At 39.0% G+C, this 24514-nt stretch carries 22 protein-coding genes; 21 read left to right on the top strand and 1 reads right to left on the bottom strand.

All coding sequences use genetic code 11. The features are described 5' to 3' along the window. Positions 1-247 precede the first annotated feature (247 nt). The 20 genes from IGL90_RS12120 to IGL90_RS12025 all read left to right on the top strand — a co-directional run bounded on the left by IGL90_RS12120 (position 248) and on the right by IGL90_RS12025 (position 22182). Positions 248-913, top strand: coding sequence for a helix-turn-helix domain-containing protein (locus IGL90_RS12120; protein WP_002359135.1), 666 nt, complete (start codon positions 248-250; stop codon positions 911-913). A 96-nt stretch (positions 914-1009) separates the two neighbouring features. Next, the gene (locus tag IGL90_RS12115) at positions 1010-2458 is read left to right on the top strand and encodes an amidase (RefSeq protein WP_048737577.1); all 1449 of its coding nucleotides are present in this window, start codon (positions 1010-1012) and stop codon (positions 2456-2458) included. Positions 2459-2523: 65 nt separating this feature from the next. Continuing rightward, a complete protein-coding gene (locus IGL90_RS12110) occupies positions 2524-3051 on the top strand; it encodes a histidine phosphatase family protein (RefSeq protein WP_002359138.1) in 528 nt (175 codons plus the stop codon). Positions 3052-3172: 121 nt separating this feature from the next. After that, complete coding sequence (locus tag IGL90_RS12105; RefSeq protein WP_033592976.1) at positions 3173-5986, top strand: sigma 54-interacting transcriptional regulator; 2814 nt, start codon at positions 3173-3175, stop codon at positions 5984-5986. A 71-nt stretch (positions 5987-6057) separates the two neighbouring features. Continuing rightward, positions 6058-6459: a PTS sugar transporter subunit IIA gene (locus tag IGL90_RS12100; RefSeq protein WP_010827793.1), complete on the top strand. Its 402-nt coding sequence runs from the start codon at positions 6058-6060 to the stop codon at positions 6457-6459. 19 nt (positions 6460-6478) lie between these two features. Then, positions 6479-6973, top strand: coding sequence for a PTS system mannose/fructose/N-acetylgalactosamine-transporter subunit IIB (locus IGL90_RS12095; RefSeq protein WP_002355078.1), 495 nt, complete (start codon positions 6479-6481; stop codon positions 6971-6973). A 23-nt stretch (positions 6974-6996) separates the two neighbouring features. Beyond that, positions 6997-7746, top strand: a complete 750-nt coding sequence (locus IGL90_RS12090) for a PTS mannose/fructose/sorbose/N-acetylgalactosamine transporter subunit IIC (protein WP_002355079.1) — start codon at positions 6997-6999, stop codon at positions 7744-7746. Next, positions 7746-8597, top strand: coding sequence for a PTS system mannose/fructose/sorbose family transporter subunit IID (locus IGL90_RS12085; protein ID WP_048737575.1), 852 nt, complete (start codon positions 7746-7748; stop codon positions 8595-8597). The genes IGL90_RS12090 and IGL90_RS12085 overlap by 1 nt, the downstream gene beginning before the upstream one ends. An 11-nt stretch (positions 8598-8608) precedes the next feature. Then, positions 8609-9712 (top strand): DgaE family pyridoxal phosphate-dependent ammonia lyase, encoded by a 1104-nt coding sequence (locus IGL90_RS12080; RefSeq protein WP_375368734.1) that lies wholly within the window; start codon positions 8609-8611, stop codon positions 9710-9712. Between the two features lie 3 nt (positions 9713-9715). Beyond that, positions 9716-10459: a 2-dehydro-3-deoxy-phosphogluconate aldolase gene (dagF, locus tag IGL90_RS12075; RefSeq protein WP_002361094.1), complete on the top strand. Its 744-nt coding sequence runs from the start codon at positions 9716-9718 to the stop codon at positions 10457-10459. A 346-nt stretch (positions 10460-10805) separates the two neighbouring features. Further along, the gene (locus IGL90_RS12070) at positions 10806-12719 is read left to right on the top strand and encodes an endonuclease MutS2 (protein WP_002355085.1); all 1914 of its coding nucleotides are present in this window, start codon (positions 10806-10808) and stop codon (positions 12717-12719) included. An 87-nt stretch (positions 12720-12806) separates the two neighbouring features. Then, the gene (locus IGL90_RS12065) at positions 12807-14252 is read left to right on the top strand and encodes an alkaline phosphatase (RefSeq protein ID WP_002381148.1); all 1446 of its coding nucleotides are present in this window, start codon (positions 12807-12809) and stop codon (positions 14250-14252) included. 111 nt (positions 14253-14363) lie between these two features. After that, entirely contained in the window at positions 14364-15335 is a 972-nt protein-coding gene (locus tag IGL90_RS12060; RefSeq protein ID WP_002359145.1) for a dimethylarginine dimethylaminohydrolase family protein, read from the top strand. Between the two features lie 425 nt (positions 15336-15760). Beyond that, a complete protein-coding gene (locus tag IGL90_RS12055) occupies positions 15761-16450 on the top strand; it encodes a WxL domain-containing protein (protein ID WP_048737538.1) in 690 nt (229 codons plus the stop codon). Between the two features lie 87 nt (positions 16451-16537). Further along, a complete protein-coding gene (locus tag IGL90_RS12050) occupies positions 16538-17671 on the top strand; it encodes a DUF916 and DUF3324 domain-containing protein (RefSeq protein WP_002385299.1) in 1134 nt (377 codons plus the stop codon). After that, a complete protein-coding gene (locus IGL90_RS12045) occupies positions 17652-18053 on the top strand; it encodes an LPXTG cell wall anchor domain-containing protein (protein ID WP_048737540.1) in 402 nt (133 codons plus the stop codon). The genes IGL90_RS12050 and IGL90_RS12045 overlap by 20 nt, the downstream gene beginning before the upstream one ends. Before the next feature lie 46 nt (positions 18054-18099). Further along, on the top strand, positions 18100-18324 hold the full coding sequence (locus tag IGL90_RS12040; RefSeq protein ID WP_002378909.1) for a hypothetical protein: 225 nt from the start codon (positions 18100-18102) through the stop codon (positions 18322-18324). A 165-nt stretch (positions 18325-18489) separates the two neighbouring features. Then, on the top strand, positions 18490-20499 hold the full coding sequence (locus tag IGL90_RS12035; protein WP_048737545.1) for a BglG family transcription antiterminator: 2010 nt from the start codon (positions 18490-18492) through the stop codon (positions 20497-20499). 1 nt (position 20500) lies between these two features. After that, on the top strand, positions 20501-20800 hold the full coding sequence (locus IGL90_RS12030) for a PTS sugar transporter subunit IIB (protein WP_002355095.1): 300 nt from the start codon (positions 20501-20503) through the stop codon (positions 20798-20800). Positions 20801-20814: 14 nt separating this feature from the next. Continuing rightward, the gene (locus IGL90_RS12025; RefSeq protein ID WP_002355097.1) at positions 20815-22182 is read left to right on the top strand and encodes a PTS ascorbate transporter subunit IIC; all 1368 of its coding nucleotides are present in this window, start codon (positions 20815-20817) and stop codon (positions 22180-22182) included. Positions 22183-22246: 64 nt separating this feature from the next. On the opposite strand, the gene IGL90_RS12020 is transcribed toward IGL90_RS12025, so the two are convergent. Beyond that, positions 22247-23221, bottom strand: a complete 975-nt coding sequence (locus tag IGL90_RS12020) for an alpha/beta hydrolase (RefSeq protein ID WP_048737547.1) — start codon at positions 23219-23221, stop codon at positions 22247-22249. A gap of 211 nt (positions 23222-23432) precedes the next feature. On the opposite strand from IGL90_RS12020, the gene rbsR reads away from it, so the two are divergent. Further along, positions 23433-24428, top strand: a complete 996-nt coding sequence (rbsR, locus tag IGL90_RS12015; protein ID WP_002359151.1) for a ribose utilization transcriptional repressor RbsR — start codon at positions 23433-23435, stop codon at positions 24426-24428. Positions 24429-24514: the final 86 nt, after the last annotated feature.

Below are 24514 nucleotides of genomic sequence, written 5' to 3'. Positions count from 1 at the left end.
TTAGCTAAATAAAAAAAGAAAAAATTAAAAAAATAGCATGTTGAGGATTAAATAACAAATATTTTTTAAATAAGACTATTGGAAATCCTTTATAAATCGGGGATTACAGGAATGACTGTTAATGACTGATTTGATTGTAAATTTCTAAATTTTAATTCGAAAAAATTCCAGTATACTAAATATATCAAAACAAAACACGAGAATTGAGAAAATTTTGAACCAAAAAAGAATTAAGGAGGAATCAAGAATGAAAATAATGGTCATCACAAAAAATATTTTATCAGAAACTGCTTTTCAAAACCGCTTACAGCATTTAGATCACCAAGTTTTTTGTACGACGTGTCTGATTGGTGAAATTAAGGAAAGTCATTTGTTTTATCGAAAATTTGATGCCATCATTCTCAGCGAAACGATTCCTCGCAAAGAACAATATTTATATCTAAAGGAATTAGCCAGAGTTAAAACGCCGTTGTTTCTTCGCTCGGAAGACATTCCTACCTCGGAAGAATTGAGCATTAGCTATCAATATGGCATTCTCAATTGGTTACGATTGGATGCGACTTTGGATACATTAAGAGAAAATCTCCTTTTGGCAGAATTAAATAAACCCATCCAACGAGAAGATGAAAAGTTAGATGTAGAGGGGATAAAGCTAACAGCCGCAGAACGTGCACTACTGGCTGTCTTGTATAGTACGCCAAAAGAACACTTACCAATGGAACGCCTTTGTAAATTAATATATGACACAGAAGAAACAGCCAATAATCGAAAAAAAATGACCAAACAGCTGACAAAATTAAATAAAAAAATTCAAGTAGGGGGCTTTAAAAAACAAGGTATCCAAAATACACGGTATAAAGGCTACAAACTGCATCCGCAGTTGCTTCCTTACATTGGCGAATTATTTACTTAAAATAGAGAAGCACTTGACGAATGAAAATCACCATCACAGGATGACCCCTAAAAACCATGCTATACTAATACTGAATAGTATAGGAGGTGGGTCTGTATGAAAGACGGACTATATTGGGTACAACAATTAAAAGAACAGAAAGTAAGTCACACAGAACTCTTAAAGGATATTGAGAAAAAAGTCCAAAAGTTAAATCCAAAGATCAATGGCTTTGTAACCTTTGACAGCCAAGAAGCAGAAGCAACTTACCAAAAAAATAAACAGCAGGACACACTATTTGCTGGTTTGCCATTTCCTTTGAAAATGTTAGGCCAAGAAAAAGCGGGGTGGTCGGCAACGGCCGGCTCGCAACTTTTTAAAAATAGTACTGCAACAACGACCTCTAACTTTGTCAAACAAGCAGAAACGATTGGTTTGATGCCCTTAGGACAAACCAACGCCCCAGAGTTTGGCTTTAAAAATATTACGGATCCTGCGCTTTACGGGCCAGCCCGCAATCCTTGGAACCTGGAACATTCGCCAGGCGGTTCCAGTGGCGGCGCTGCCGCAGTTGTCGCTAGCGGGATTGTTCCTATCGCCGGCGCTAGCGATGGCGGTGGCTCCATCCGAATTCCCGCCTCTTTTAGTGGCTTAATTGGCTTAAAACCTAGCCGTGGCTCCATGCCTGTCGGCCCAGAAGGCTGGCGAGGCTGGCAAGGTGCCTCGATTGACTTTGCGTTGACTATTTCTATGAGAGACACCAAAGCATTATTTTATGACCTACGTGGTAGCCACAGTGGCGCCCCATACCAAGCGCCCTTGGCAGAATGGCAAACACACACTAAAAAACAACGGCTAAAAATTGCTCTGTGTACCGCTTCGCCTATCGGCTCAATGATTTCGCCAGAAGCAACACAAGCGGCGAAACAAGCGGCTGATTTTCTGGCAGCCGCTGGCCATGAAATCATTGAAATTTCTTATCCAGTCGATGGTGCAGCGCTGATTCGCTCCTATTATCAAATGAACGGCGCAGAAACTACAGCGATGATGAACAGCATTCAACAGGGGCTCGGGCGCCCAATTCGTAAAGAAGAAATCGAACCTTTTTCATGGACCATGCATCAATTTGGGCAAAAGATTCCAGCAGCCACCTATGTTCATTCATTACAGTTGTGGGATCAAGCAGCAGTAACGATGGAAGAACTTTTTCAAAAATTTGATCTGTTTTTATCACCAACAACGGCTTTTTCAGCACCAAAAATTAACGAAGATTTGCAAAGTGAGCACATTCGTCAACGAATGGCGCAAGCAGCAGAATTAACAGAAGCAGAGTTAGCTGAATTAATCTATGATTATTTTGATAAAAGTTTACAGCTAACACCATATACTCAACTAGCGAACTTGACAGGACAACCAGCCATCAGCTTGCCCACACATGTTACGGCAACGGGGTTACCCTTAGGTATTCAATTGCTGGCTGCTCGTGGACGTGAAGATCTCTTATTCCAAGTAGGCGAACAGTTTGAGCAAGAAGGAAAATTTAAATTACCAGAAAGTTACCGCTAAATAGGGTGTTATTGTGACCAAATTTCAGATAAAATAGACACAAGACAAAAAACTGAGGTGGAAAAATGCTGTACGTAGTGAGACATGGTGAAACAGATTATAATGTGGCCCGTAGAATTTGTGGTCATGCGGAAGCGCAATTGACCGAAAAAGGCTATCAACAAGCGGAATTGGTAGCTGAAAAAATTGCCAAACAAGGAATTCAAATCGACCGTTTACTGGCGTCGCCTTTAAAACGGGCGCAAGAAACAGCACGTAAAATTGCGGAACGAAATCAATTGACGATTGAAACAGAACCTCGTTTAATTGAGATGAATTTTGGCATTTATGATGGTGAACCGATTGAAACAACGGCTTTCCAAGAAAATCGTTCTGAGATTTCCTTGCCGTTTCCAGAAGGGGAATCAGTCCTAGATGTCGCGGGTCGAATTTATCCCTTGATTGAGGAAGCCTTGGCTTCAGAGGAAACTTACTTATTTGTTTGCCACAATGCGGTTATGCGAGTCATTGATAACTACTTCAATGGTAAAAAAATCCAAGATTTCTTGGACTTTCATTGTGAAAATACACAACTTGTACAATACGGAGAATAAAAATCAAGTCTTTAATCTTTTGGTTAAAGACTTGATTTTTTTTATGGTAAATAAGAAACCGCTTCCGTTTTAATGTATAATAAATTAACTTTTGGATCAAAAAAGAAATGGGGAAAAGACTATGAGAATTGATAATATTCATCAAGCGTTAAAACAGTTTCACGTACAAAATCCAAGTAGCAAAGCAACCTTGTTGCCCGCAACGGCTTCGCAATTAAGTCAGGCCTCTGGCTATACCCGAACCGCTGTTAGTGAAGAGCTTTCAGAATTAGTGAGAAAAGACCAAGTCGTTAAAGTTAAATCTAGACCAGTGTTATTTTTTGATAAAGACTACTTAGAGGAACAGTTTCCTTTTTTTAAAAGTAGCACGTGCTACGATTCCCTCGCTTCGCTGCAAGAGGACATTTATCAACAGACAGAACAGATACATAAGAAAAAGCAGCTACTGAAAATGAATCCATTTGCGAACGTAATTGGTTTTGATGGGAGCTTAGCAGACGCCATCAAGAAGTTGAAAGCCGCTATTTTATATCCGCCTAATGGCTTGAATATTTTACTTACTGGAGAATCTGGGGTGGGGAAAACCTTAATTGCGGAACAATTACACCAATTTTATCAAGTTAAAATGAACCAAGAAGTTCCGTTTATTTATTTTAATTGTGCAGAATATTTCAACAATCCAGAATTATTAACTTCGCATCTGTTTGGCTATAAAAAAGGCAGTTTTACTGGTGCCGTCAATGACCAAAAAGGCTTAGTGGAGTTGGCAGATGGCGGTTTTTTATTTTTAGATGAAGTCCATCGATTAACGAGCGAAGGCCAAGAAAAATTGTTTACAGTTTTGGATAAAGGGTATTTTACACGGATGGGCGAAGCCGAAAAACAAAGAAATGTATCGATAAAATTTATTTTTGCAACAACCGAAGCAGTCAATCAACATTTTTTGAAAACGTTTTTAAGAAGGATCCCTGTGACATTAGCCATTCCAGCTTTAGCCGAGCGCTCTTTGAAAGAAAAAATTCAATTGATTTTGTCCTTTTTCTTAGAAGAAAGTCAACGGATTCAAAAGAATATCCATATTCGTTATGAGGCGTTGAAACAATTAACGTTTACTCATTTTGAAGCCAACGTTGGCGAATTGAAAGCGGCGATTCAATTTATGAGCGCACAAGCCTATTTAGAAGTGTTCGATCAATTAACGGAAACTATTTGCATTGAAGCAAACGAGGGAACAGTCAAAGAGCAACCTGATGTAGAAAGTCTGCTGGCTTTTAATGAGTGGATACCTAACGATGGCCTCACGATTCAATACAACCATTTTTATTTAAGCAGTCAAGAGTTACTCAAATCGGAAAGTCTGAAAAATGATCGTTTTTATAATTTTCTATTGAAAGAATATGCGGATTTGAAAAAATTAACTCTTTCGACAGAGGATGCGCTAGCAATCATGCAAAACAAAGTCGAGCAACTTTATGATATGGATATTTTTGCTCAAGAACCGCTAGCCATAGAGGCCATTGACGAAACATTGCAGCCAAAAATTCAAGAAGCCATTGTCTTTTTTGAACAATTAATCCAAGAAAAATTGACAGAGGATTTCCAGAATATTTTAATTGTCCACCTTTATTCTGCTGTTTTTTATTCTGCACAAATGAATGAAACATTTTATTCAGATACCAAAAATATCTATTCTGGCAAAGTAACCCAGTATCAAGCTGCTAAGACCATGGTGGACTTTCTACAAACGTTGTTTGGGATTTCTTTTGCTGATACGGAAATCCTCTTTTTTGATCTATTTATTCGTAAAGTCACAGCTAAAAAAAGAGCGCACTCAGTTGAAGAAAACTGTGGCGTTATCGTCGTTGCACATGGTGCCGCGACGGCTAGCAGCATGGTTGAGTACACCAACCTTCTGTTCTCAACAACGGTCATGCGTGCAGTTGATATGCCAATTAATCAATCAGTGGAAGAAACATTAGAAAAAGTCCGTACAATTGTGAAGCAAAATCAGTATAAAAAAATTATTTTAATGGTGGACATCGGTTCCTTGGTTTACTTTGGTAATGCTATCAGTCAAACGTTTCAAATGGAAGTGCTGCTAATTAGCAATATCAATCTCTTAACATTGCTAGAAGTGGCCCGAGAAGTCATTTATGAATCGACGGCGTTTGAGTATCTATTACCAGTCTTAAAAGAAAAAAATCATCGCGCCTTGATTTGCAGTAAAGGTCGCTTCAACGAGGCAAAAGTTCTCATTATTTCCTGTCTAACTGGCATGGGGACTGCTATTAAAATTGAACAGTTGTTACTAAAAACTTTTCCCAATGAATTACTAACGAATGTACGCATCATTACTTTAGAGAAAAGAGAAGTGGAAGACATTGATCGCTTGCATTCTTTTGTTCGGAAAGAAGAGAAAATCGTTGGCATCATTGGCACCGTAAAGACAGAAGTGCCAGATATTCCGTTTATTTCTTTACAAGATTTACTATCGAAGCGGGGCATTCAGCTAGTTTTCGAATTATTAGGCCATCATTTAGAAGAAAAACAAAACCAAGAGTTACTAAAAAAAGTTTCAGCTAAATATATTCAAGGATTATCAATCGAAGCTATTACAGACTTACTAACGGTTTTGAATCCTACAACCATTTCGATCGAATTAGCTAAGATTTATTCAGATATTTGCTTACAAACTAAAATAAAAAGTGACGAAAAGATTTTACTTCGTTTTATCATTCATTGTGCCTGTATGTTAGAACGGCAATTGTTGAATCCAGAATATGACCCGACAGCTTATGAAGTGTCATATCGAGAGTTGCCAGAAGCAGTATCTGTCATAAAAATGGCGTTTCGACCGCTTGAAGTGTCCTATAATCTGTTGATTCCACCTTTGGAAGTGCGCTATATTTATGAATTGCTCTTTGAAAAGGCTTAATTCAAACGGAAATGAAAGTTGGCACACTTATTGCTTTTAATAAAATGATTAATTAGCAAAGGAGTTTGTTTATGGAAAATGAACCAATTTTACTTTTAACACACAATGGTTGGGGCTTGGAATTAGTCAAAAGCGTCCAGATGATCGTTGGAGAAGTCACAAATGTACATGAAGTAGCATTACAAGCAGAGGATTCACTGGGGGATTATTTAGAACGAGTCACAGAAAAAATTGACCAATTAAAGTGGCACAACCAGTTGCTAATTTTAACAGATGTTAAAGGGGGCACACCTAGTAATGTTGCATTGCGTTTATCAAAAGATTATGACCTCCTGATCGTGTCAGGATTATGCACATCGTTATTATTAGAATCCGTCATGAAACAAAGTGGTCCTGGATTTCGTTTACAAGATGCAGAGATGATTCAACAAGCAGCAGTAGACAGTTGTCAAATTTTAGAAATTCCAAAATAAGAAAGTACAGGTGAACAGAATGTCAAAAATCGTATTAACAAGAGTCGATAGTCGTTTAATCCATGGACAAGTAGTGACTAAATGGTTACAACAATCAGGTGCAAATGAAATTTTGGTAGTGAGTGATGAACTAGAGCAAGATGAATTTTTACAAAGTATTTATTTAATGGCGGCGCCTCCAGGGGTTTCTGTAGTAATTAAAGGGATTGAAAGTGCCAAAGAATATTGGGAATCGCAAGAAAAGGAAGAGAAAAAGGTGTTATTTTTAGTGCCAGATTTAACGACCTTAAAAGCGATGGTGGACCAAGAAATTATTAAAGAGGAGATTCAAGTTGGTGGCTTAGGTGGCGGACCAAATCGGAAAAATGTTTTAAAAAATATCAATTTATCTGAAGAAGATGTTGCAATTTTGACTGAACTTTTAACGAAGGGCATTCATGTTTTCTTCCAAGCGATTCCCGAAGAAAATCCCCTACCAATTCAAAAATTAATTGAAAAATATCAATCACTATAATCAGAGAAAAAGGAGAGAATCATATGGGCGTTTTAGGTGTTTCAATTATTATGGGACTTTATTATTGGTTTGCACGTTTGCGTTTTGGGTATACATTTTCAGGCATGCTGTCTCAGCCATTAGGTGCAGCGTTGGTGGCTGGTTTAGCAACAGGAAAACTTAGTGAAGCAATGGTTGTGGGGGCGGGGATTCAACTTGTTTATCTCGGAGTCACCTCCACACCGGGTGGCAATGTGCCTAGTGATCCGGCTTTAGCTTCAGCAATTGCGATTCCAATTGCTTTAGGTGTGGGAATGAATGCCGAGGCGGCTGTTGCACTAGCTGTTCCTTTTGGTGTGTTAGGCGTCTTTATGGATCAATTACGGCGGACCATCAATGCGACGTGGGTGCATATGGCTGATAAATATGCAGAAGAGTTAAATTATGGGGGGATTTACCGAGCTGCGTTTGTTTATCCAGCTTTAGCGGGATTTTTAATTCGCTTTCCGTTGGTTTTTGCGGCGAACTTTTTTGGTCAATCTGTGGTGAATAAAGTCTTAGAAGTTATCCCAGCATGGTTGATGCACGGCTTTGAAGTAATGGGTGGTATTTTACCAGCGTTAGGCTTCGCCTTAACAATTATGGTAATTGGCAAGAAAAATTTGATTCCTTATTTTTTAATCGGTTTTGTTGCAGTAGTATATTTTGGCGCAGAAGTTATGGCCGTCGCTATTTTAGGAATCTGTATTGCCTTTTTAGTTAGAAACAAGGCATTGAGTGAGGAGGCAGCATAATGGAACAAATGACACAAGCAAATGAACAACAATTGGAACAGAAAAAAATTACTAAAAAAGAATTATCCAAAGCCTTTTGGATTTATCAACTAGGCTGTGAATTATCAAATTCTTATGAACGTCTTCAAAGTTTAGTTTTTTGTGCATCGATGATTCCTACAATTAAAAAACTTTACGCAGACGATGAAGAACAACAAAGAGAAGCTCTGAAACGTCATTTGAATTTTTTTAATACTGAAGGAACAGTAGGAGCTTCCATTCAAGGGATTGCAATTGCTATGGAGGAAGAAAAATCCAATGGCGCAGCGATCTCTGATACGGCGATCACATCGATTAAAACTGGGCTGATGGGTCCGCTGGCTGGGATTGGCGATTCGATTATTTGGGCAGCATTAATGCCGTTAATCATTTCCATTTTTATTCCAATGGCTAAAGGAGGTAACGTGATTGGAAGTATCGGTCCGTTGGTTCTGTACACAGCCATTACGTTATACATCAGTTGGACGTTAGTAAATAAGTCCTATACATTAGGGCGTAATTCAATCTTAAGTTTGTTAAAAGACGGCAAAATTAAGCAAGTCATTTATTCAGCAAATGTTTTAGGAATGATGATGATGGGCGCTTTAAGTGCGAGTTATGTTAAAATTGCTAGCCCGATGACGTTTAAAGTTACTGGCGGTGCCACGATTGTTTTACAAGATATCCTAGATCAAATTATGAAAGGGTTACTTCCTTTAGCAGCAGTCCTGGCTATTTATTTCTTCATGGTAAAAAAAGGTCCACGTTACGGTATCATTATCGGCACGATTGTCTTAGTTAGTTTGGTCACTTCATTCTTTGGTTTGTTATAAAGGAGAAAATAATGAATAGTTACGAAAAATTCCACTTAAAAGAAGTCATCAATGCTTCTGGGAAAATGACCATTCTAGGTGTCTCCAAAGTTTCGGAGGCAGTCCTAGCAGCTCAACGATTCGGCGGCGAACATTTCTTTGAAATGAGTGAACTTAGTGTACAAACAGGGGCCTTTTTAGCCAACTTGTTGAAGGCAGAAGATGCACAAATCGTTTCCTCGGCTTCGGCGGGGATTGCCCAATCGGTGGCTGCCTTGATTGGAAAAGGCAGCTTGTACCACGCGTATCATCCTTATACAGAAAAAATCGAACAGCGGGAGATTGTTTTACCTAAAGGGCACAACGTGGACTACGGCACGCCTGTAGAAGTTATGGTAGCGCAAGGCGGCGGCCAAGTGGTGGAAGCTGGCTACGCCAACATGTGCAGTCCAGAACACGTGGAAATGATGATTTCTGAAAAAACAGCGGCCATTCTATACATCAAAAGCCACCATACCGTGCAAAAAAGTATGCTGACGGTGGCCGAAGCGGCCAAAGTGGCGCAACGCCACAAGGTGCCGCTAATTGTTGACGCGGCAGCAGAAGAAGATCTTTTCAAATACACTGAAGCAGGCGCTGATTTGGTGATTTACAGCGGCGCCAAAGCAATTGAAGGGCCAAGTGCCGGTTTAGTGGTCGGGAAAAAAGAATACATTGACTGGGTGCGCCTACAAGGCAAAGGCATTGGTCGAGCAATGAAAATTGGCAAAGACAATATCTTGGGCTTTACGCAAGCAGTGGAAGAATACTTGGCACATGGCAGTGAATCAGGGGCTTCGATGCAAGAGCGCTTAAAACCGTTTGTTGAAGCCATCAACAACTTGTCAGATTTAACCGCCAAAATCGTCCAAGATGGCGCTGGCCGAGACATTTATCGCGCCAGTGTTAAAGTGGACGGCAGAAAAACTGCCAAGGAAGTCATCCAAGCATTAAAAGCAAAAAGTCCAGCCATTTATACGCGAGAATATCAAGCCAACAATGGCATCATTGAGTTTGACATTCGTTCTGTCAATCAAGAAGAAATGAACAAAATCGTGCAACGATTACAAGAAATTATGGACACAAAGGAGAAATAAGCCATGTCATTAAAACCTAATTATTTAGAAGAACGCATTTGTTTAAACGTCTTAGCCAATTCAGTAGAAAATGCCCAAGCCTGTTATGAAGCAGCAGAAGGGCATGTTGTGTTAGGCGTCCTTTCAAAAAACTATGAAACCGATGAAGCAGCCATTGACGATATGAAAAAATACCAAGCAGCAACCAACAACGCTTTATCTGTCGGCTTAGGGGCTGGCGATCCTAATCAAAGTCAAATGGTGGCTCGCTTATCAGAAGTTCTACAACCGCAACACGTGAACCAAGTCTTCACAGGTGTCGGCGCTTCGCGGGCCTTACTTCGTCAAGACGAAACAGTGATTAATGGCTTGGTTTCACCCACAGGCAAAGTTGGCTATGTCAACATTGCGACAGGTCCGTTAAGCTCGGGTGCGCCAGCGGCGGAAGTGCCTATCGAAACCGCCATCAAATTGTTGAAAGACATGGGGGGCAGTTCCATTAAATATTTCCCGATGAAAGGCTTGGCTCACAAAGAAGAATACCAAGCAGTAGCAGCAGCTTGTGCCAAGTATGACTTTTATTTAGAACCAACAGGGGGCATTGATTTAGAAAACTTTGAAGAAATTGTTCAAATTGCGGTGGATGCCGGCGTTAAAAAAATCATTCCTCATGTCTACAGCTCAATTATCGATCAAGAAACAGGGGACACTAGAACAGAAGACGTGAAAACGTTACTAACCATGATGAAAAACACATTGAATAAGTAAAGGGCCAATCTTTATTTGACTTTCTTCGCCAGATTTGCTACTCTCAAGTGGAGAATAAATAAAAACCAACAAATGAATGTGGGGTATTTTGGTGAGTGTCGTAGGTATCTAATTGATAAGTTGAATAACCAGTGAACCAAGCAAGGTTTATTTGGTGTGCTTAGAAAGTGATACCTGTCAGTCATCTCATTTACTAAATACCTCCTTTAGAAGAGGTTTCTTTAGTAACCTTTATCCAATGATAAAGAGGACAGCGGTAGAACGCTGTCCTCTTTTTTCTGTAGAAACTGGTTTTTATTTAAAGGCGCCAGGTATTCTTTTCGCGATAGAAAGGAAGAAAAAACAAATGAATCATGAAACCATTCAAAAATTACAATTTACAACAATTCTTAAAGAAGTTCAAACACGTGCGATTGGCGAGTATAGTAAAGAACGGTTGGCGAAAATGGTCCCTGCAACACGTTTAGAAACAGTGCAGTCCCGCTTAACGGAAACAACCGAGGCCCGCTTAATTATTGATAGCGGACAACACGTCCCTTTCATGGGCTTGAGCCAAATTACCCGCTTGCTTCAACAAGTGAAAAAAGGCTTAATCCTTACACCAAACGAATTGATTGAGGTGGCTGACTTTTTAAGAAGTAGTCAGCGAATCCAGAAGTTTTTTGAAAAAAATCAATACCAAACACCACGCCTATTTAGTTACAGTCAGCACTTAGCTGATTTCAGAGCAATTGAAGAACAAATTTATACGAAAATCCATAACCAAAAAGTTGCCACCGATGCTTCTCGACAACTTCGGAAAATCCGGCGTCAAATCAATGAATGCCAACAAGAAATTGAAACAAAAGTCACCAAATTTTTACGTAATAAAAATAATCAACTGTATATTCAAGAAAATATGATGGTGAAAAAAGGGGAACATTACACGGTACCAATCAAAGCTAGCTATAAAAATAAGGTTTCAGGCACAATCATTGAGCAATCCAATAAAGGACAAACGGTCTTTATTGAACCTGTAGCAATTAGTAAATTAAATGAACAATTGACACTCTTAAAAGCGGAAGAAACAGCGGAAGAATATCAAATTTTGGCAGAACTAACAGGGTTAATCAATGAGCAAGAACGACTTGTCGATCAAGCCGTCGATACAATGACCACCTTAGATATTATTTTTGCACGAGGAAAGTATAGTCGCGAAATTGGTGGGATTACGCCAAAAGTAAACAAAGAAGAACGCTTGCGCATTGTTCAAGGAAAACACCCTCTTTTATTAGAACACGCAGTACCATTGACGTTTTCTTTAGGAGCAGAGTATCGAGGACTTGTCATTACAGGTGCCAATGCTGGTGGTAAAACGGTTGTCTTGAAAACAGTTGGCTTATTGACTGTCATGACACAATTTGGGTTGCAAATTCCAGCACAAGCGGGCACAGAGATTCCAGTATTAGATGAAATTTTTGTCGATATTGGTGATCAGCAAAATCTGGAAAATGCGTTAAGCACTTTTTCTGGGCACATGAAAAATATTGCGGAAATGTTGCGTAACGTTAAGCGACACACGCTTGTTTTATTAGATGAAATTGGCAGTGGAACCGAGCCGAACGAAGGAGCTGGCTTAGCGATTGCTATCATGGAAACGATGTATCAAAAGGGGGCCTTGGTAGTTGCAACGACCCATTATGGTGAAATTAAACGTTTTGCCCAAGAGCATGACGATTTTGTGCCCGCCGCAATGGCCTTCGATCGTGAAACATTAACGCCCAAATATCAATTGAAAATTGGTGAAGTTGGCGATAGTCAGGCTCTTTGGATTGCACGTAAAATGAAGATGGAGCCACAGCTCATTGAAAAGGCGGCTCATTATATTCAGCGGAAAGAATACCCTACTAATCGAAGTCTATTTAAACCCCTGAAAGCAAAAGAAACGACCTTTGCCACGTTTGTAGAAGAAACACACCGTTATCAAAAAGGTGATCGTGTCCTATTGACAGAAACACAACAAATTGGGTTGGTTTTTACAGATGAGGGTGAACAAGAAATCCAAGTATTTGTGAATGATAAAATCGAAAATGTACCACGAAGACGGTTGAAATTACAAGCGAAAGCACAAGATCTATATCCGCAAGACTATGATTTAGAAAGTTTATTTACAGATTTCCATGAACGAAAGAAACTCAAAGATATTGAACGCGGCTCAAAAAAAGCGCAGAAACAATTACGCAAAGAAGCCGAAAAAAGAGCAGCAAGACGCGACAAATAAGGAACTTAACAGAAGCAATACAACAACTTAACACTTTGTTTACTTGTTATTTATCAGAAATCAACTAAGACTTGTTATAGTCAATGTATGGGTAGATATGAAGGAGGAAACAAGGAAATGAAGAAAAGAGCTTTGCTAGGGGTTACCTTATTAACATTCACAACATTAGCGGGTTGTACAAATTTATCTGAACAAAAAAGCGGCGAAAAACAAACAGAGGTTGCTGAAGCGAAGGCAACTGAATCCGAAAAAGCACCAGTAAAAAATGTTATTTTTATGATTGGAGATGGCATGGGGAATCCGTATACAACGGGCTATCGCTATTTCAAAGCCAATCACTCAGACAAGCGTGTTCCCCAAACAGCTTTTGATACCTATTTAGTTGGGCAACAAGCCACTTATCCAGAAGATGAAGAAGAGAATGTCACCGATTCAGCGTCCGCAGCGACAGCGATGGCTGCTGGAGTGAAAACCTACAATAATGCTATTGCGCTCGATAATGACAAGTCCAAAACAGAAACAGTGCTGGAACGTGCGAAAAAAGTGGGGAAATCAACGGGGCTTGTAGCAACATCTGAAATAACACATGCAACCCCTGCTGCATATGGCGCACATAATGTTTCACGCAAAAATATGGCAGAAATCGCTGATGACTATTTTGATGATCAAATCGACGGACAACATAAAGTCGATGTGTTACTTGGCGGCGGCTCCGAATTATTTGCCCGGAAAGATCGTGATTTAGTCAAAGAATTTTCCCAAGCGGGTTATGGTCATGTCACAGACAAAAAGTCGTTAAATGAAAACCAAGACGACAAAATTTTAGGCTTGTTTGCACCAGGCGGGCTACCTAAAATGATTGACCGAACGGAAGAGGTCCCTTCATTAGCTGATATGACAGAAGCGGCTCTTCAACGGTTAGATAAAAATGAAAAAGGTTTCTTTTTAATGGTTGAAGGTAGTCAAATTGATTGGGCCGGGCATAGCAATGATATTGTTGGCGCGATGAGCGAAATGCAAGACTTCGAAGCGGCGTTTGAAAAGGCCATCGATTTTGCCAAAAAAGATGGTGAAACATTGGTGGTTACAACTGCAGATCATTCAACAGGGGGCTTGTCTTTAGGCAAAGGAGATCAATACAACTGGTTGACGGAGCCTTTACATGCGGCAAAACGCACGCCTGATTTTATGGCAGAAGAAATTATTAAAAATGGTAATGTGGAAAAAACAGTGACTGAGTATATTGATTTTCAATTAAGTGAGGCTGAATTGAAAGCAGTGAAAACAGCGGCGGAGTCAAAAGATGTTGAAAAAATCGCTCAGGCATTAAGAAAGATTTTTGATGAACGTTCGAATACTGGTTGGACTACTGGCGGACACACAGGAGAAGATGTAAATGTCTATGCTTATGGCCCACAAGCAGAAGCTTTTTCAGGACAAATTGATAATACAGACCAAGCGAAGATTATTTTTGGCTTAGTAGATGGCACCGGGCAAAAAGCTGAGATTAAAGATAAAGGTATTGGCAAATAACAAAATGAAGAAAAAGCAGAACGTATAGAAGTTCTGCTTTTTCTTCATTGGAGGCATAAAAATTTTATCTCTGTTATAATGAAGGTAACCAGATAAAAGTGAGGTCAAATAATGAAAAAAATGCATGTTGAAAGTGAATTTGCACCGTTACGTTCAGTTGTTTTAGCACAATCGCAATTTTGTTTACCAGATAAATTTGATGAAGCGGATACGACTTTTTTAACAGAGGAAAATGCCCGTTTAACACAGAATAATGAAGGGCGCGATTTAGCAGACTTTGCACCAGAACAACAAGTGCGTTGGGAAAAAGAAAAAGAAGTCATGCAAGGAGTATTAGAATCTTATGGCGTAGAAGTATTTCGTCCACGTTTATTGACAACCTATGAAAAAGAACATGGCAAGGAATTGGGCGTAGGATATAGTAACTTCTTTTCACGAGACCCTTTTTTTACAATTGGCAATCTCTTAATAGAAGGAAACTTAAGATTTCAACACCGTCGACAAGAAATTTTACCAATTCGTCCGATTATTCAGCAGTGGACACAAGAAGCAGAAGGCTATTATTTTGCTGCGCCACAACCTGACATTTCTGAAGGGGCTTTAAGTGAAGCAGGTCCCTTTATTGAAGGCGGCGATGTTTTAGTTCTAGGAAAAACAATTTTTGTGGGCTACTCTGGCTTGGCAAGTAACCTAGCAGGAATTCAGTGGTTAGCCAATATGATTGGTCATTTTGGTTATGAAGTGGTGCCGGTTCGGTTACATCCGCATATTCTCCACTTAGATTGTGCGTTAAGCTTGTTGAGAGAAGGCTTGATGATTGTTTGTGAAGAGGCCTTTTTGGATGGACTTCCTGCGCAATTAGCCAACTGGGAAAAAATTCACGTTACTTTGCAAGAAGCAGCGTATTTAGTGACAAATGGTCTACCGCTTAACGAAGAAACGTATATAACGGACCAATCGTTTACAACCTTAATTCCTCAAATAGAAGCAAAAGGTATCAAAGTTGAGGCAATTGATTACCATGTTTCTAGAATGTTAGGTGGTTCTTTCCGTTGTACAACGCAAGCTTTGATTAGAGAATAGTCAGCGAGTGATTATCAATTTTCGTAAGAAAAAATGTACGTTTTGTCTATGAAAACGATATAATTTTAGTTTTCACTATTTTTTTTAAAAATATTGAGGAAATTTTGATTTAATAAATGCGAGAAAACGTCAAAATGTTAGTGTTTGTTACTAATATTTTGACGTTTTCTCGCTGTTTTTTTATAAAATTACCACTTTATATATGAAAAAAAACGATATCTTTTTTGAAAATTACGTTTTCAAAGACACAAAAAGTCGTTGGAACCTTGCTGTTATAGTAAATTCATTTTTTTTGCATGAGGTGTTTAAAATTTGAAATCACAAGCAGTCTTTTTTTCGCTATACTTAGTTTACGTTCTACTGAGATAGAAAAGTTTTTCACTTTTTTATTCATTAATTAACCAAGATATAAAGGAGAGAGTAAAATGAAGAAAAAAACATTGGTAACTTTATTTGCAGGAACAGCTATTTTAGGGGCAAGCATCGCTCCTGCAGCAGCGCATGCAACAACGACTGGTACAACACCAGCAAACGTAGAGATGACAAGTGGTTCATTACCAGGCGGTACGGGTGATGGAGATGACGGAAGCACACAAGAGCCAGGACCAGGTACGAATACTAACTTTGATTTGTTATATGTTCCAACAGAATTCAAATTTGCTTCGACAGAAGTTAGTTCTGATTTATCAGCGATTTCGTTAGATGCGACAGGTACCCAAACAAAACGTTATGGTGTCGGGGATGTTCGTGGAACACAAGCGGGTTGGTCAGTTACTGCCGGCGTTGCTGAAATGAAAAACGGTACTGCTACGTTAGAAGGTTCAATTACCTTTGCACAAACAGGAGCGGTAGCGAAATATGATGAAACAACAACAAAATACTCACGTGATGTGGCTGCCTTTGCAGCAGATCCAGGAAGTCCTGAATTTGCTGGAACAACTATTCCAGTAGGTGGAGCAGCTGTATCAATTGCTACAGCAGCAGTTGGTAAAGGTCAAGGTACATGGGATTCTGAATTATCAAATGTAAAATTAAACATTACAACACCTAGTTCACAAATTATAAATGGTGCGTATACAGGTAACGTAACTTGGACATTAGTGGCTGCGCCATAAACAGTTACTAACGAGAATACTGCATTACTAGAAAAGGAGCTGCGCAGTGGTGCACGGCTCCTTTTCGATACATAGGAGGAACAAATAATGAAGACAATGCGCTGGCTAATCGTCACAGTTTTTATTTGTGTGATGGCATTAAGCATCCCTTCTGCTGTACAAGCAGAAGAAGCGGATGACAACATGAATACAAAATTTACAGTTAAACCCAATATTCCTGAGAATCAAGCGAAAAATACGCAATCCTACTATGATCTCATTGTAAAACCAGGACAGAAACAAGAAGTCGAATTATCATTAATTAATAAAACAGATGAAGAATTGACGATTGATTTAAATTTGGCGAATGCTGTGACGAATGACAATGGTTTAATTGTGTACAATGATTTCGAGAAAAAACCAGATTCAAGTTTAAAAGTACCCTTGACAACATTAATTAAATTACCTGAGGAACATGTAAAAGTTCCCGCTAAGAAAACCGTAACAGCCAAAATGACTGTCGAAATTCCAGCGAATGGTTTCCAAGGATTAGTTTTGGGTGGTGTTTATGCTTCGCTTGCAGAAGATGAAAAGGAAGAAAAAGGAAAATCAACGGGTTTAACCAGTCGATATGGATTTAATGTAGCAATTGCTTTACGAATGTCAGAAGATACACCGATGTATCTAGCAGAGACTCTTCAATTAGTTAAATTAGTTCCGACCATTGCTTTAGGAAATAAATCGGTCCAAGCGGTTATTCAGAATCCGACATCCGCTATTTTTCCTGAAGTACGTTTAGAAGGAAAAGTAACGAAAAAAGGCGAAACGAAAGAATATGCCAAACGGATTTTACCAAGTGTTCGTTTTGCGCCAAATTCGACGATGAACTTCCATTTAGATTTCGGGAAAGAAGATGTTCGTCCAGGAACCTATATTTTTGAAGGAAAAGCGGTCTTGAAAGAAGATGAACAACAAGTGTGGCCGTTTAAGCAAGAATTTACCATCAGTAGTCAAGAAGCCAAAAAATTAAATAAAGAAGCAGTAGTGAAATTGGTCCTACCGACTTGGTGGAATCAAGCTTTTTATGGCTTGTTAGCTGCAACAATTGTGAGTCTAATTCTAGCTATTTGGCGTTTTACGCAACAGAAAGCAACACTGAAACAACAAGCCTATTTACAACAAGAAAAACAGGCAGCCTTGAAAAATAGACAAGGAGCACGCTATGATGACAATGAAAAGTAAAGGGTCACTTCTGGTGACATTGGGAATACTTTTAACCGTCAGCATTGCGATTCTGACCGCTTCTTCTGAGAGCTTTGCAGAAGAAGCGGGACAAACGAATATCGGTGTGACGTTTTATGGAGGGAAGGCACCCCTAAGAACGAAAGGTGGCACTAAGTCAACAGAACAACCAGTCACTAATAAAGATAAAAAAACGTCACAACAACAAGACAAAGTGAGCAGAAAAACCACTGCTAAAACGAATCCGACTAATGCACAGACGTCATTACCAAGGACAGGTGAACGAAATAGCACGTGGCTTTACAGCCTTGGTATTGCATGTTTACTCGTAGTACTAACAAGTTTCTATTATTTGAATAAAAAAAGGAAAAAGGAAAAATAATGTGCTGTTTTTATAAACAGAGTCAATTGTAGAAGGAGGAATATAGATGGAGATTACGATGTGGATTTGGATTTGTGCTGGCTTGGCCGTCCTTTGTTTTGCTTTATTTTTACTGTTCTTAGTAAATAGCATGAATTTTGTTCATCAAGCAAAGCCTAAGCAGTCTTTAGTAAAACAATCAATGTTTAGTTGGCTGCTTCTGGTGATGTGTGGTGGCTGGGTAGCAATAGCTATCTTGCTGAATATCGCATTACAAACACAATTAACATAAAGAAAACCCGTTGTAAGTTTTTAAGAAACTTGCAACGGGTTTTTGTTAACTTTAAAATAAAGAACGGTACAATTTATCAAAAAAGTACAGTAGACATTTGTACCCAACTTAGATAGAAAATAAAGCGCTATCATTATATGATGATTACAGGAGGAGGACACAGCTGTGAATTATAAAATAAGTTATCTCCTTGACGAGTATGCAGGGCAAAAAATTGCGCTCTCTTTGGCTCAACAAATAACCGATCTTTCGCAACGAGAATTAGTGACACAACTTTCGACAATAGGCGGAGCAGTTCAACAGAATACCGTCAGCATTCCAAACCTTTCCGCAAATGAATGGGGAAAACAACTTTTTCAACAACGTCAAGTGATTTATAGCGAAACAGAAAGACAAGCACTTATTTTTTTACTCACTTATTCAGAAATCGAAGAACTATCGGTGTATCATTACCAAAATTTTTTAGATGTTTCGAAAGGTACTATTTTAGCGGACATCAAAAAAGTACGACACCAACTAGCAACTGAAAACATTGCTTTATCCTACGAACGAAAACGAGGGTTTTACCTAGAAGGAGATGAATTTCGGATTCGTCGTTTCGGGAAAAATTGGCTTGCCCGCCTCTTACAACAAAAGTCGGGCACCTTCGCTTTATTTTGCTGGCTCAGTCAGCATCAAATGAGCCAATACGCAAAAATGCGTGACGGCATTCAATTAGCCGTCCAGGAAGCGCAGCTTCAACTGGTACCCAGCAGATTGGATGAAATTAGTTACTTTCTTGCTTTTTCTCAAAAAAGATTAGGCAAATATGGAACAGTCGTCTGGCCTGAGAACCAGTTAATTCAGTCCTTACGCGCTTATCCCGTCAGTCGTCGTATTTTAAGTGATTTAGTTGGGCCAGTGGCGAATGTAGAAACTGAGAGTCTTTTTTTCACGATTTGTTTAATGACAGCCTTGCAAGGAGAATTGCGAGATACGAAGTTAGAGTTTTTATTAGATATTTCTGGTGAAATTATTCGGAAAATGGAATTGTTGGCCGTTGTTCAATTTGAACAGCCTCGTGAATTGCTCATGAATGTGTATTATCATCTGGTTCCTGCCTATTTTCGGATTAACTATGGCTTTTACTTGCCGAATGTTTTAATCAAGGATATTCGACAATCGTATCGGTCGCTTTATCATCTTTGTGAACAAGCGTTAACTCCTTTAGAAAAATTAACGAAACGGTCAATCCCGTCAGAGGAAATCGGTTTTTTTACCATATTATTTGGTGGAGAAATTTTCGGCCAAAAAAATGAGCAGCGGCAAGAAAAGCTAAAAGCGCTAATTGTTTGTCCCAGTGGTATCAGTTCTTCGTTGATTTTGCAATCGGAATTGCGTCGGCTATTTCCAATGATTGAATTTAAAGAAACGAATGCGGTGAGGGAAATAGAGAATGTATCTGAAAAAAGCTATGACATCATTTTCTCAACGGTCCCTATTGAAACAGCCAAAAAGGTTTATCTTACCAAGCCCATTATGAGCTCTTTGGAGAAAAATCAATTGATGCACCAAGTTCAATCAGATTGGCTATTGCCAGGTATTTCCATGCCAGATGTTAAAGATATTTTAGATGCGTTAAAACCTTATATTTCCTTAAAAAAAGGAGTCACAGAAGCGCAGTTATATCGTGTCTTGCATCGTAAAATGAACAAAATTTTAGAAAAAGAGGAGGATCTGCGTCCAATGTTATCGGAATTATTAACAACAGAAACAGTCCAAGTCCTGCCTGAAGTTGCAGACTGGCGAGCGGGAATTACAGAAGCTGCCAAGCCGTTATTAAAAAATGGCAGTATTACGGAAAAGTACATTGATGCGATGATTCAAAAAGTCGAATCGTTTGGGCCATTTATCCATATCTGTCCAGACGTAGCATTGCCTCATGCGCGACCAGAAGATGGCGTTAATCAGTTAGGCATGTCATTACTAAAAATCCAAAAAAGTGTCGATTTATTAGAAGATCCTAAGCATGAAATTCACCTTTTTATTTGTTTAGCTGCTTCAGATAACGAAACACATTTACGGGCCTTATCTAGTCTGACAAAAATTCTATCAAAAAAAGAATCATTACATCGCTTAGTGGCGGCTGAAACCGTCCCAGAAATACTATCAATTATCCAAGAAGGAGAGAAATAAGATGAAGATTTTTACAGTTTGTCAAAGTGGTTTAGGAACAAGTTTTATGGTACAAATGAATATCCAACAAATTTTAGAGGAAGTCGGTGTTGATACAGATAATTTTCAAATTGATCACACAGATGTCGGGAGTGCCAGTGGTGATATGGCTGATTACTTCTTTGTCGAAAAAACATTGCAAGATGCTTTAGGGTCAATTCCTGATGAAAAAATCATTCCTTTAAATGCGATTATTGATTACGATGAAACGAAGGAGAAAGTCTTGAAAGTTTTAGATGACAATGGCATTGCACATCAATAAGAAGGAGGAAAAACATGGAAACTTTATTGAATTTATTTGTTTCAATTGTTAGCCAGCCAGCGATTCTGGTTTCATTAATTGCTTTGTTGGGATTAGTTTTACAGAAAAAGAAATTTTCTGATGTTGTTCAAGGAACGTTGAAAACATTCGTCGGCTTCTTAGTTTTAATTGGTGGCGCAGGGCTATTGGCGAACTCATTAACGCCCTTTGCGGAGATGTTCCAAACCGCATTAAATACACAAGGCGTGGTGCCTAGTAATGAAGCAGTTGTAGCGATTGCCTTGCAACAATATGGGACACCAACTGCTCTGATTATGTTGGTGGGCATGGTTGTTAATATTCTGTTGGCGCGTTTTACACGTTTTAAATATATCTTTTTGACAGGTCAAGCGATGATGTACGTTTCGTGTTTGACAGCCGTTATTTTAGTGGGGGCCGGTTTTAGCGTTAGTTTACCAATGATTCTTTTAGGTGGTTTATTTGAAGGAACTTTATTAACAGTGACACCTGCTCTTTGTCAGCCCTTTATGAAACAAATTACTGGAAATGATAAAGTAGCAATGGGGCATACAGGGAATATTGGTTATGCGGCAAGTGGCTTTATTGGAAAAGTCTTTGGGAATAAAGAAAAGTCAACGGAAGATATTAAAATTCCTAAAAGTTTTGGTTTTTTAAGAGACTCAACCATCTCAATTATGATTTTGATGTCGATTGTCTATGTGATTTTGGCTTTGCTGGCTGGGACAGGCTATGTCGAGCATGAGTTAAGCAATGGCGAAAATGCGATTATCTTTTCATTAATTCAAGCAGGAACCTTTACGGCTGGTTTCGTAGTGGTTTTACAGGGTGTGCGGATGGTTTTAGGAGAAATTGTGCCAGCTTTCCAAGGAATTGCTAAAAAATTAGTGCCTAATTCTAAACCAGCACTTGATGTTCCCATTATCTTTCCTTATGCGCCAAATGCTGTCTTGATTGGGTTCTTTGTGAGCTTTATTGTGGGAACTATTTCAATGTTAGCGATGGTTGGTCTGAATACCACCGTGATTATACCAGGCGTTGTCGGGCACTTTTTCTGTGGTGCCGCGGCAGGCGTTTTTGGAAATTCCACAGGGGGACGTCGAGGAGCGATTTTAGGAGCTGCGTTTAATGGCTTATTAATTAGTTGGTTACCGTTATTTATTTTACCAGTCTTGGGTGATCTACAGTTAGCATCCTCAACGTTTGCGGATACAGATTATTTAATCCCAGGCCTATTTTTAGGCAAATTAGGTGAGGCAGGTCCGAGTCTTTTAGTAGGAGGAATCATTGCTTTTGTAGTGGTTGTTCTTTTGGCTAGCGCTGTTTTGACTATGCGGGAGAAAAAAGTCGCCGAAGAAAACTAAGTGTTTTCTTCTACAAAAAGGCAAGTGGGACAGAAGTCGTTTTGACTTCTGTCCCACTTGCCTTTTACCATTGTTCTTGGATAAACTGTGCAATTTGTTTCCGCGCTTGTCGTCCTTCTGGCAAGTATTGTTTCATTGCGAAAACGTGTTGCATGCCAGGCACCAATCGGCAAGTATCTTGTGGTCGTGGCCCTAATTGCTTTAAAAATTGGTGATAGGAAGGGCAAAAAACTTCATGTGTGCCGCCCACGAAAAAAAGTGGCGGAAATTTTTGATAATCAAAGGACAAGCAATTTAAAGAAAGCGTGGCGTGATTGGCCGTGTCGTCAATCTCTTGGGCAATTAATTGTAAATAGTTCATGCCAATCATTTTGTCCTTTTTTTGATAACTTTTGGCAACAGGAATGTCTAAATGTCCATCTAACCAAGGAGAAATTAAAACAGCAGCTTTGGGTAAGCGTTCAGGGAAATCGATGGCTAAATTCTGCAATACGTTTAAAACCAATGTACCACCAGCAGAATCACCTAATAAAATAACATCTTCGGGATCATAATGCTGTAAAATTTCTTGATAAGCAGCATAGCAATGATTATAAATATCAGCAAAAGACTTATTTGGTGCTAATGGATATACAGGGATAAAATAATCTGTTGCAAAAGAGAGATCTTCAATTAGTTTATAACTAAAGTCTAATTGGCTATAGGCGAGATTCAATGTAAAGCCCCCACCATGCAGGTACAGTACAGCTTTCTTGGTAGGCGCAATAACGGAGTTTGACATGCGATACATCGTAGGAAATTGAGTCGTTTCTTGAAGAGGAAAAAGATGACGTAAATGTTTTGGCAAAGTTACTTGTTCATTTAATGATCGTTGCCAATGATAAAAAGCCTTGGTGACTTTCGGATTTCGTTCAAGTCGAGCAATTTGGGAAAGACGTAAAGAATCTTCAAAAAGACAGGCTTTTAAGGATTTTTGACGAGAACGTGCGTGGAACAAATATGCGCTAGCTAACAACAAACCAATCGATTTCTTTTTCAATTAAGGCCCTCCATTCAGCAAAAAGTAAATCATTTTTTCTACAGTATAACATTTTAAAAGTAGAACAACGAAATTTGTTGAAGGGATGAAAGGACGGTTTAAACGAATGTACGTATTTATTTGTGGTTGCGTAAAGTAAATGATTGTAGTAAATTAAATGAGATTAAGAGGTCCGGTGAATGGGCGCGTTCACGGCAAGGAGAGAAGTAGGATGACAAATAAAAAGGTTACAATTAAAGATGTTGCCAATGACTCAGGTGTCTCCATTACTACCGTTTCACAAATTTTAAACGGGAATGGGGCACGGTTTAGTGGGAAAACGGTCGAAAAAGTATTGGCTGCAAAAGAGCGATTAAACTATCAGCCCGACTATTTTGCGCAACGTATGGTGATGAAAAAAAGTAAGACGATTGGCGTAATCGTACCTGATATTACTAATCCATTTTTCGCGCAATTGATTCGAGGAATTGAAAGTGTTTTATACAAAGAAAATTTTATACTGATGTTATGCAATGCGGACCAAGACGTTACAAGAGAACATGAATATTTAACAGAGTTGATTCGTCGTAGTGTCGATGGCTTTGTGATTGCAAGTTCTGAAATTTCCAATCAAACGATTAATGAAACGCTACGTGCGAAAAAGATTCCGTTTATTGTACTTGACCAAAAAAAAGCAGAAGGCTTTAGCGACGCTGTTTTGACAGACGATTATAGAGGTGGGCAACTAGCAGCAAAACATTTACAAGAGCAACGACATGAACAGGTCGTCGTGGTAATGCCACCACATGCGCCAGTCAATATTCAGCAACGGTTAAAAGGTTTTTGTTCTGTTTATACGGAAAAGGTCCAGTTAATCGAAACAGAATTATCAAAAACTGGCGGCTACCAAGCTGTCCCCGAAATTTTAAAAACAGAGAGCACCGGAATTTTTGCTATCAATGATGAAATTGCTTTTGGTTTATATCGAGGATTAGCAGAAGCGGGCAAAAAAATTCCTGAGGATTATAGTATTATTGGTTATGACAATGTTGACATGTGCGAGTATGTTTCGCCGCCGCTAACAACAATTGCTCAACCTGTTTTTCAATTGGGGCAAACTACGGCGACTTTATTATTGGAAAGAATCCATCAGCCTGCAAAAGATTGGGAGGAGCAAACCTTGCCGGTCCAACTGATTGAACGATTTTCGACAGCACCCTTGAAATAGCTTTCAAGGTGTGCTATATTTTTGTTGTGGAATTAAAACGTTTTACTAAAACGTTTTAATTAGAATGAAAAAATAAATTTTATTGA

This window comes from Enterococcus sp. DIV1307a, from assembly GCF_050537425.1.
GTDB classification, from domain to species: domain Bacteria; phylum Bacillota; class Bacilli; order Lactobacillales; family Enterococcaceae; genus Enterococcus; species Enterococcus faecalis.
The sequence above is the reverse complement of the archived record's forward strand: the minus strand, read 5'-3'. Positions and strand labels throughout refer to the sequence as shown.

Bases quoted from the DNA above. Each gene is read 5' to 3' on its own strand.
- IGL90_RS12120 (WP_002359135.1), top strand. From the start codon at position 248: ATGAAAATAATGGTCATCACAAAAAATATTTTATCAGAAACTGCTTTT.
- IGL90_RS12115 (WP_048737577.1), top strand. From the start codon at position 1,010: ATGAAAGACGGACTATATTGGGTACAACAATTAAAAGAACAGAAAGTA.
- IGL90_RS12110 (WP_002359138.1), top strand. From the start codon at position 2,524: ATGCTGTACGTAGTGAGACATGGTGAAACAGATTATAATGTGGCCCGT.
- IGL90_RS12105 (WP_033592976.1), top strand. From the start codon at position 3,173: ATGAGAATTGATAATATTCATCAAGCGTTAAAACAGTTTCACGTACAA.
- IGL90_RS12100 (WP_010827793.1), top strand. From the start codon at position 6,058: ATGGAAAATGAACCAATTTTACTTTTAACACACAATGGTTGGGGCTTG.
- IGL90_RS12095 (WP_002355078.1), top strand. From the start codon at position 6,479: ATGTCAAAAATCGTATTAACAAGAGTCGATAGTCGTTTAATCCATGGA.
- IGL90_RS12090 (WP_002355079.1), top strand. From the start codon at position 6,997: ATGGGCGTTTTAGGTGTTTCAATTATTATGGGACTTTATTATTGGTTT.
- IGL90_RS12085 (WP_048737575.1), top strand. From the start codon at position 7,746: ATGGAACAAATGACACAAGCAAATGAACAACAATTGGAACAGAAAAAA.
- IGL90_RS12080 (WP_375368734.1), top strand. From the start codon at position 8,609: ATGAATAGTTACGAAAAATTCCACTTAAAAGAAGTCATCAATGCTTCT.
- dagF (WP_002361094.1), top strand. From the start codon at position 9,716: ATGTCATTAAAACCTAATTATTTAGAAGAACGCATTTGTTTAAACGTC.
- IGL90_RS12070 (WP_002355085.1), top strand. From the start codon at position 10,806: ATGAATCATGAAACCATTCAAAAATTACAATTTACAACAATTCTTAAA.
- IGL90_RS12065 (WP_002381148.1), top strand. From the start codon at position 12,807: ATGGGTAGATATGAAGGAGGAAACAAGGAAATGAAGAAAAGAGCTTTG.
- IGL90_RS12060 (WP_002359145.1), top strand. From the start codon at position 14,364: ATGAAAAAAATGCATGTTGAAAGTGAATTTGCACCGTTACGTTCAGTT.
- IGL90_RS12055 (WP_048737538.1), top strand. From the start codon at position 15,761: ATGAAGAAAAAAACATTGGTAACTTTATTTGCAGGAACAGCTATTTTA.
- IGL90_RS12050 (WP_002385299.1), top strand. From the start codon at position 16,538: ATGAAGACAATGCGCTGGCTAATCGTCACAGTTTTTATTTGTGTGATG.
- IGL90_RS12045 (WP_048737540.1), top strand. From the start codon at position 17,652: ATGATGACAATGAAAAGTAAAGGGTCACTTCTGGTGACATTGGGAATA.
- IGL90_RS12040 (WP_002378909.1), top strand. From the start codon at position 18,100: ATGGAGATTACGATGTGGATTTGGATTTGTGCTGGCTTGGCCGTCCTT.
- IGL90_RS12030 (WP_002355095.1), top strand. From the start codon at position 20,501: ATGAAGATTTTTACAGTTTGTCAAAGTGGTTTAGGAACAAGTTTTATG.
- IGL90_RS12025 (WP_002355097.1), top strand. From the start codon at position 20,815: ATGGAAACTTTATTGAATTTATTTGTTTCAATTGTTAGCCAGCCAGCG.
- rbsR (WP_002359151.1), top strand. From the start codon at position 23,433: ATGACAAATAAAAAGGTTACAATTAAAGATGTTGCCAATGACTCAGGT.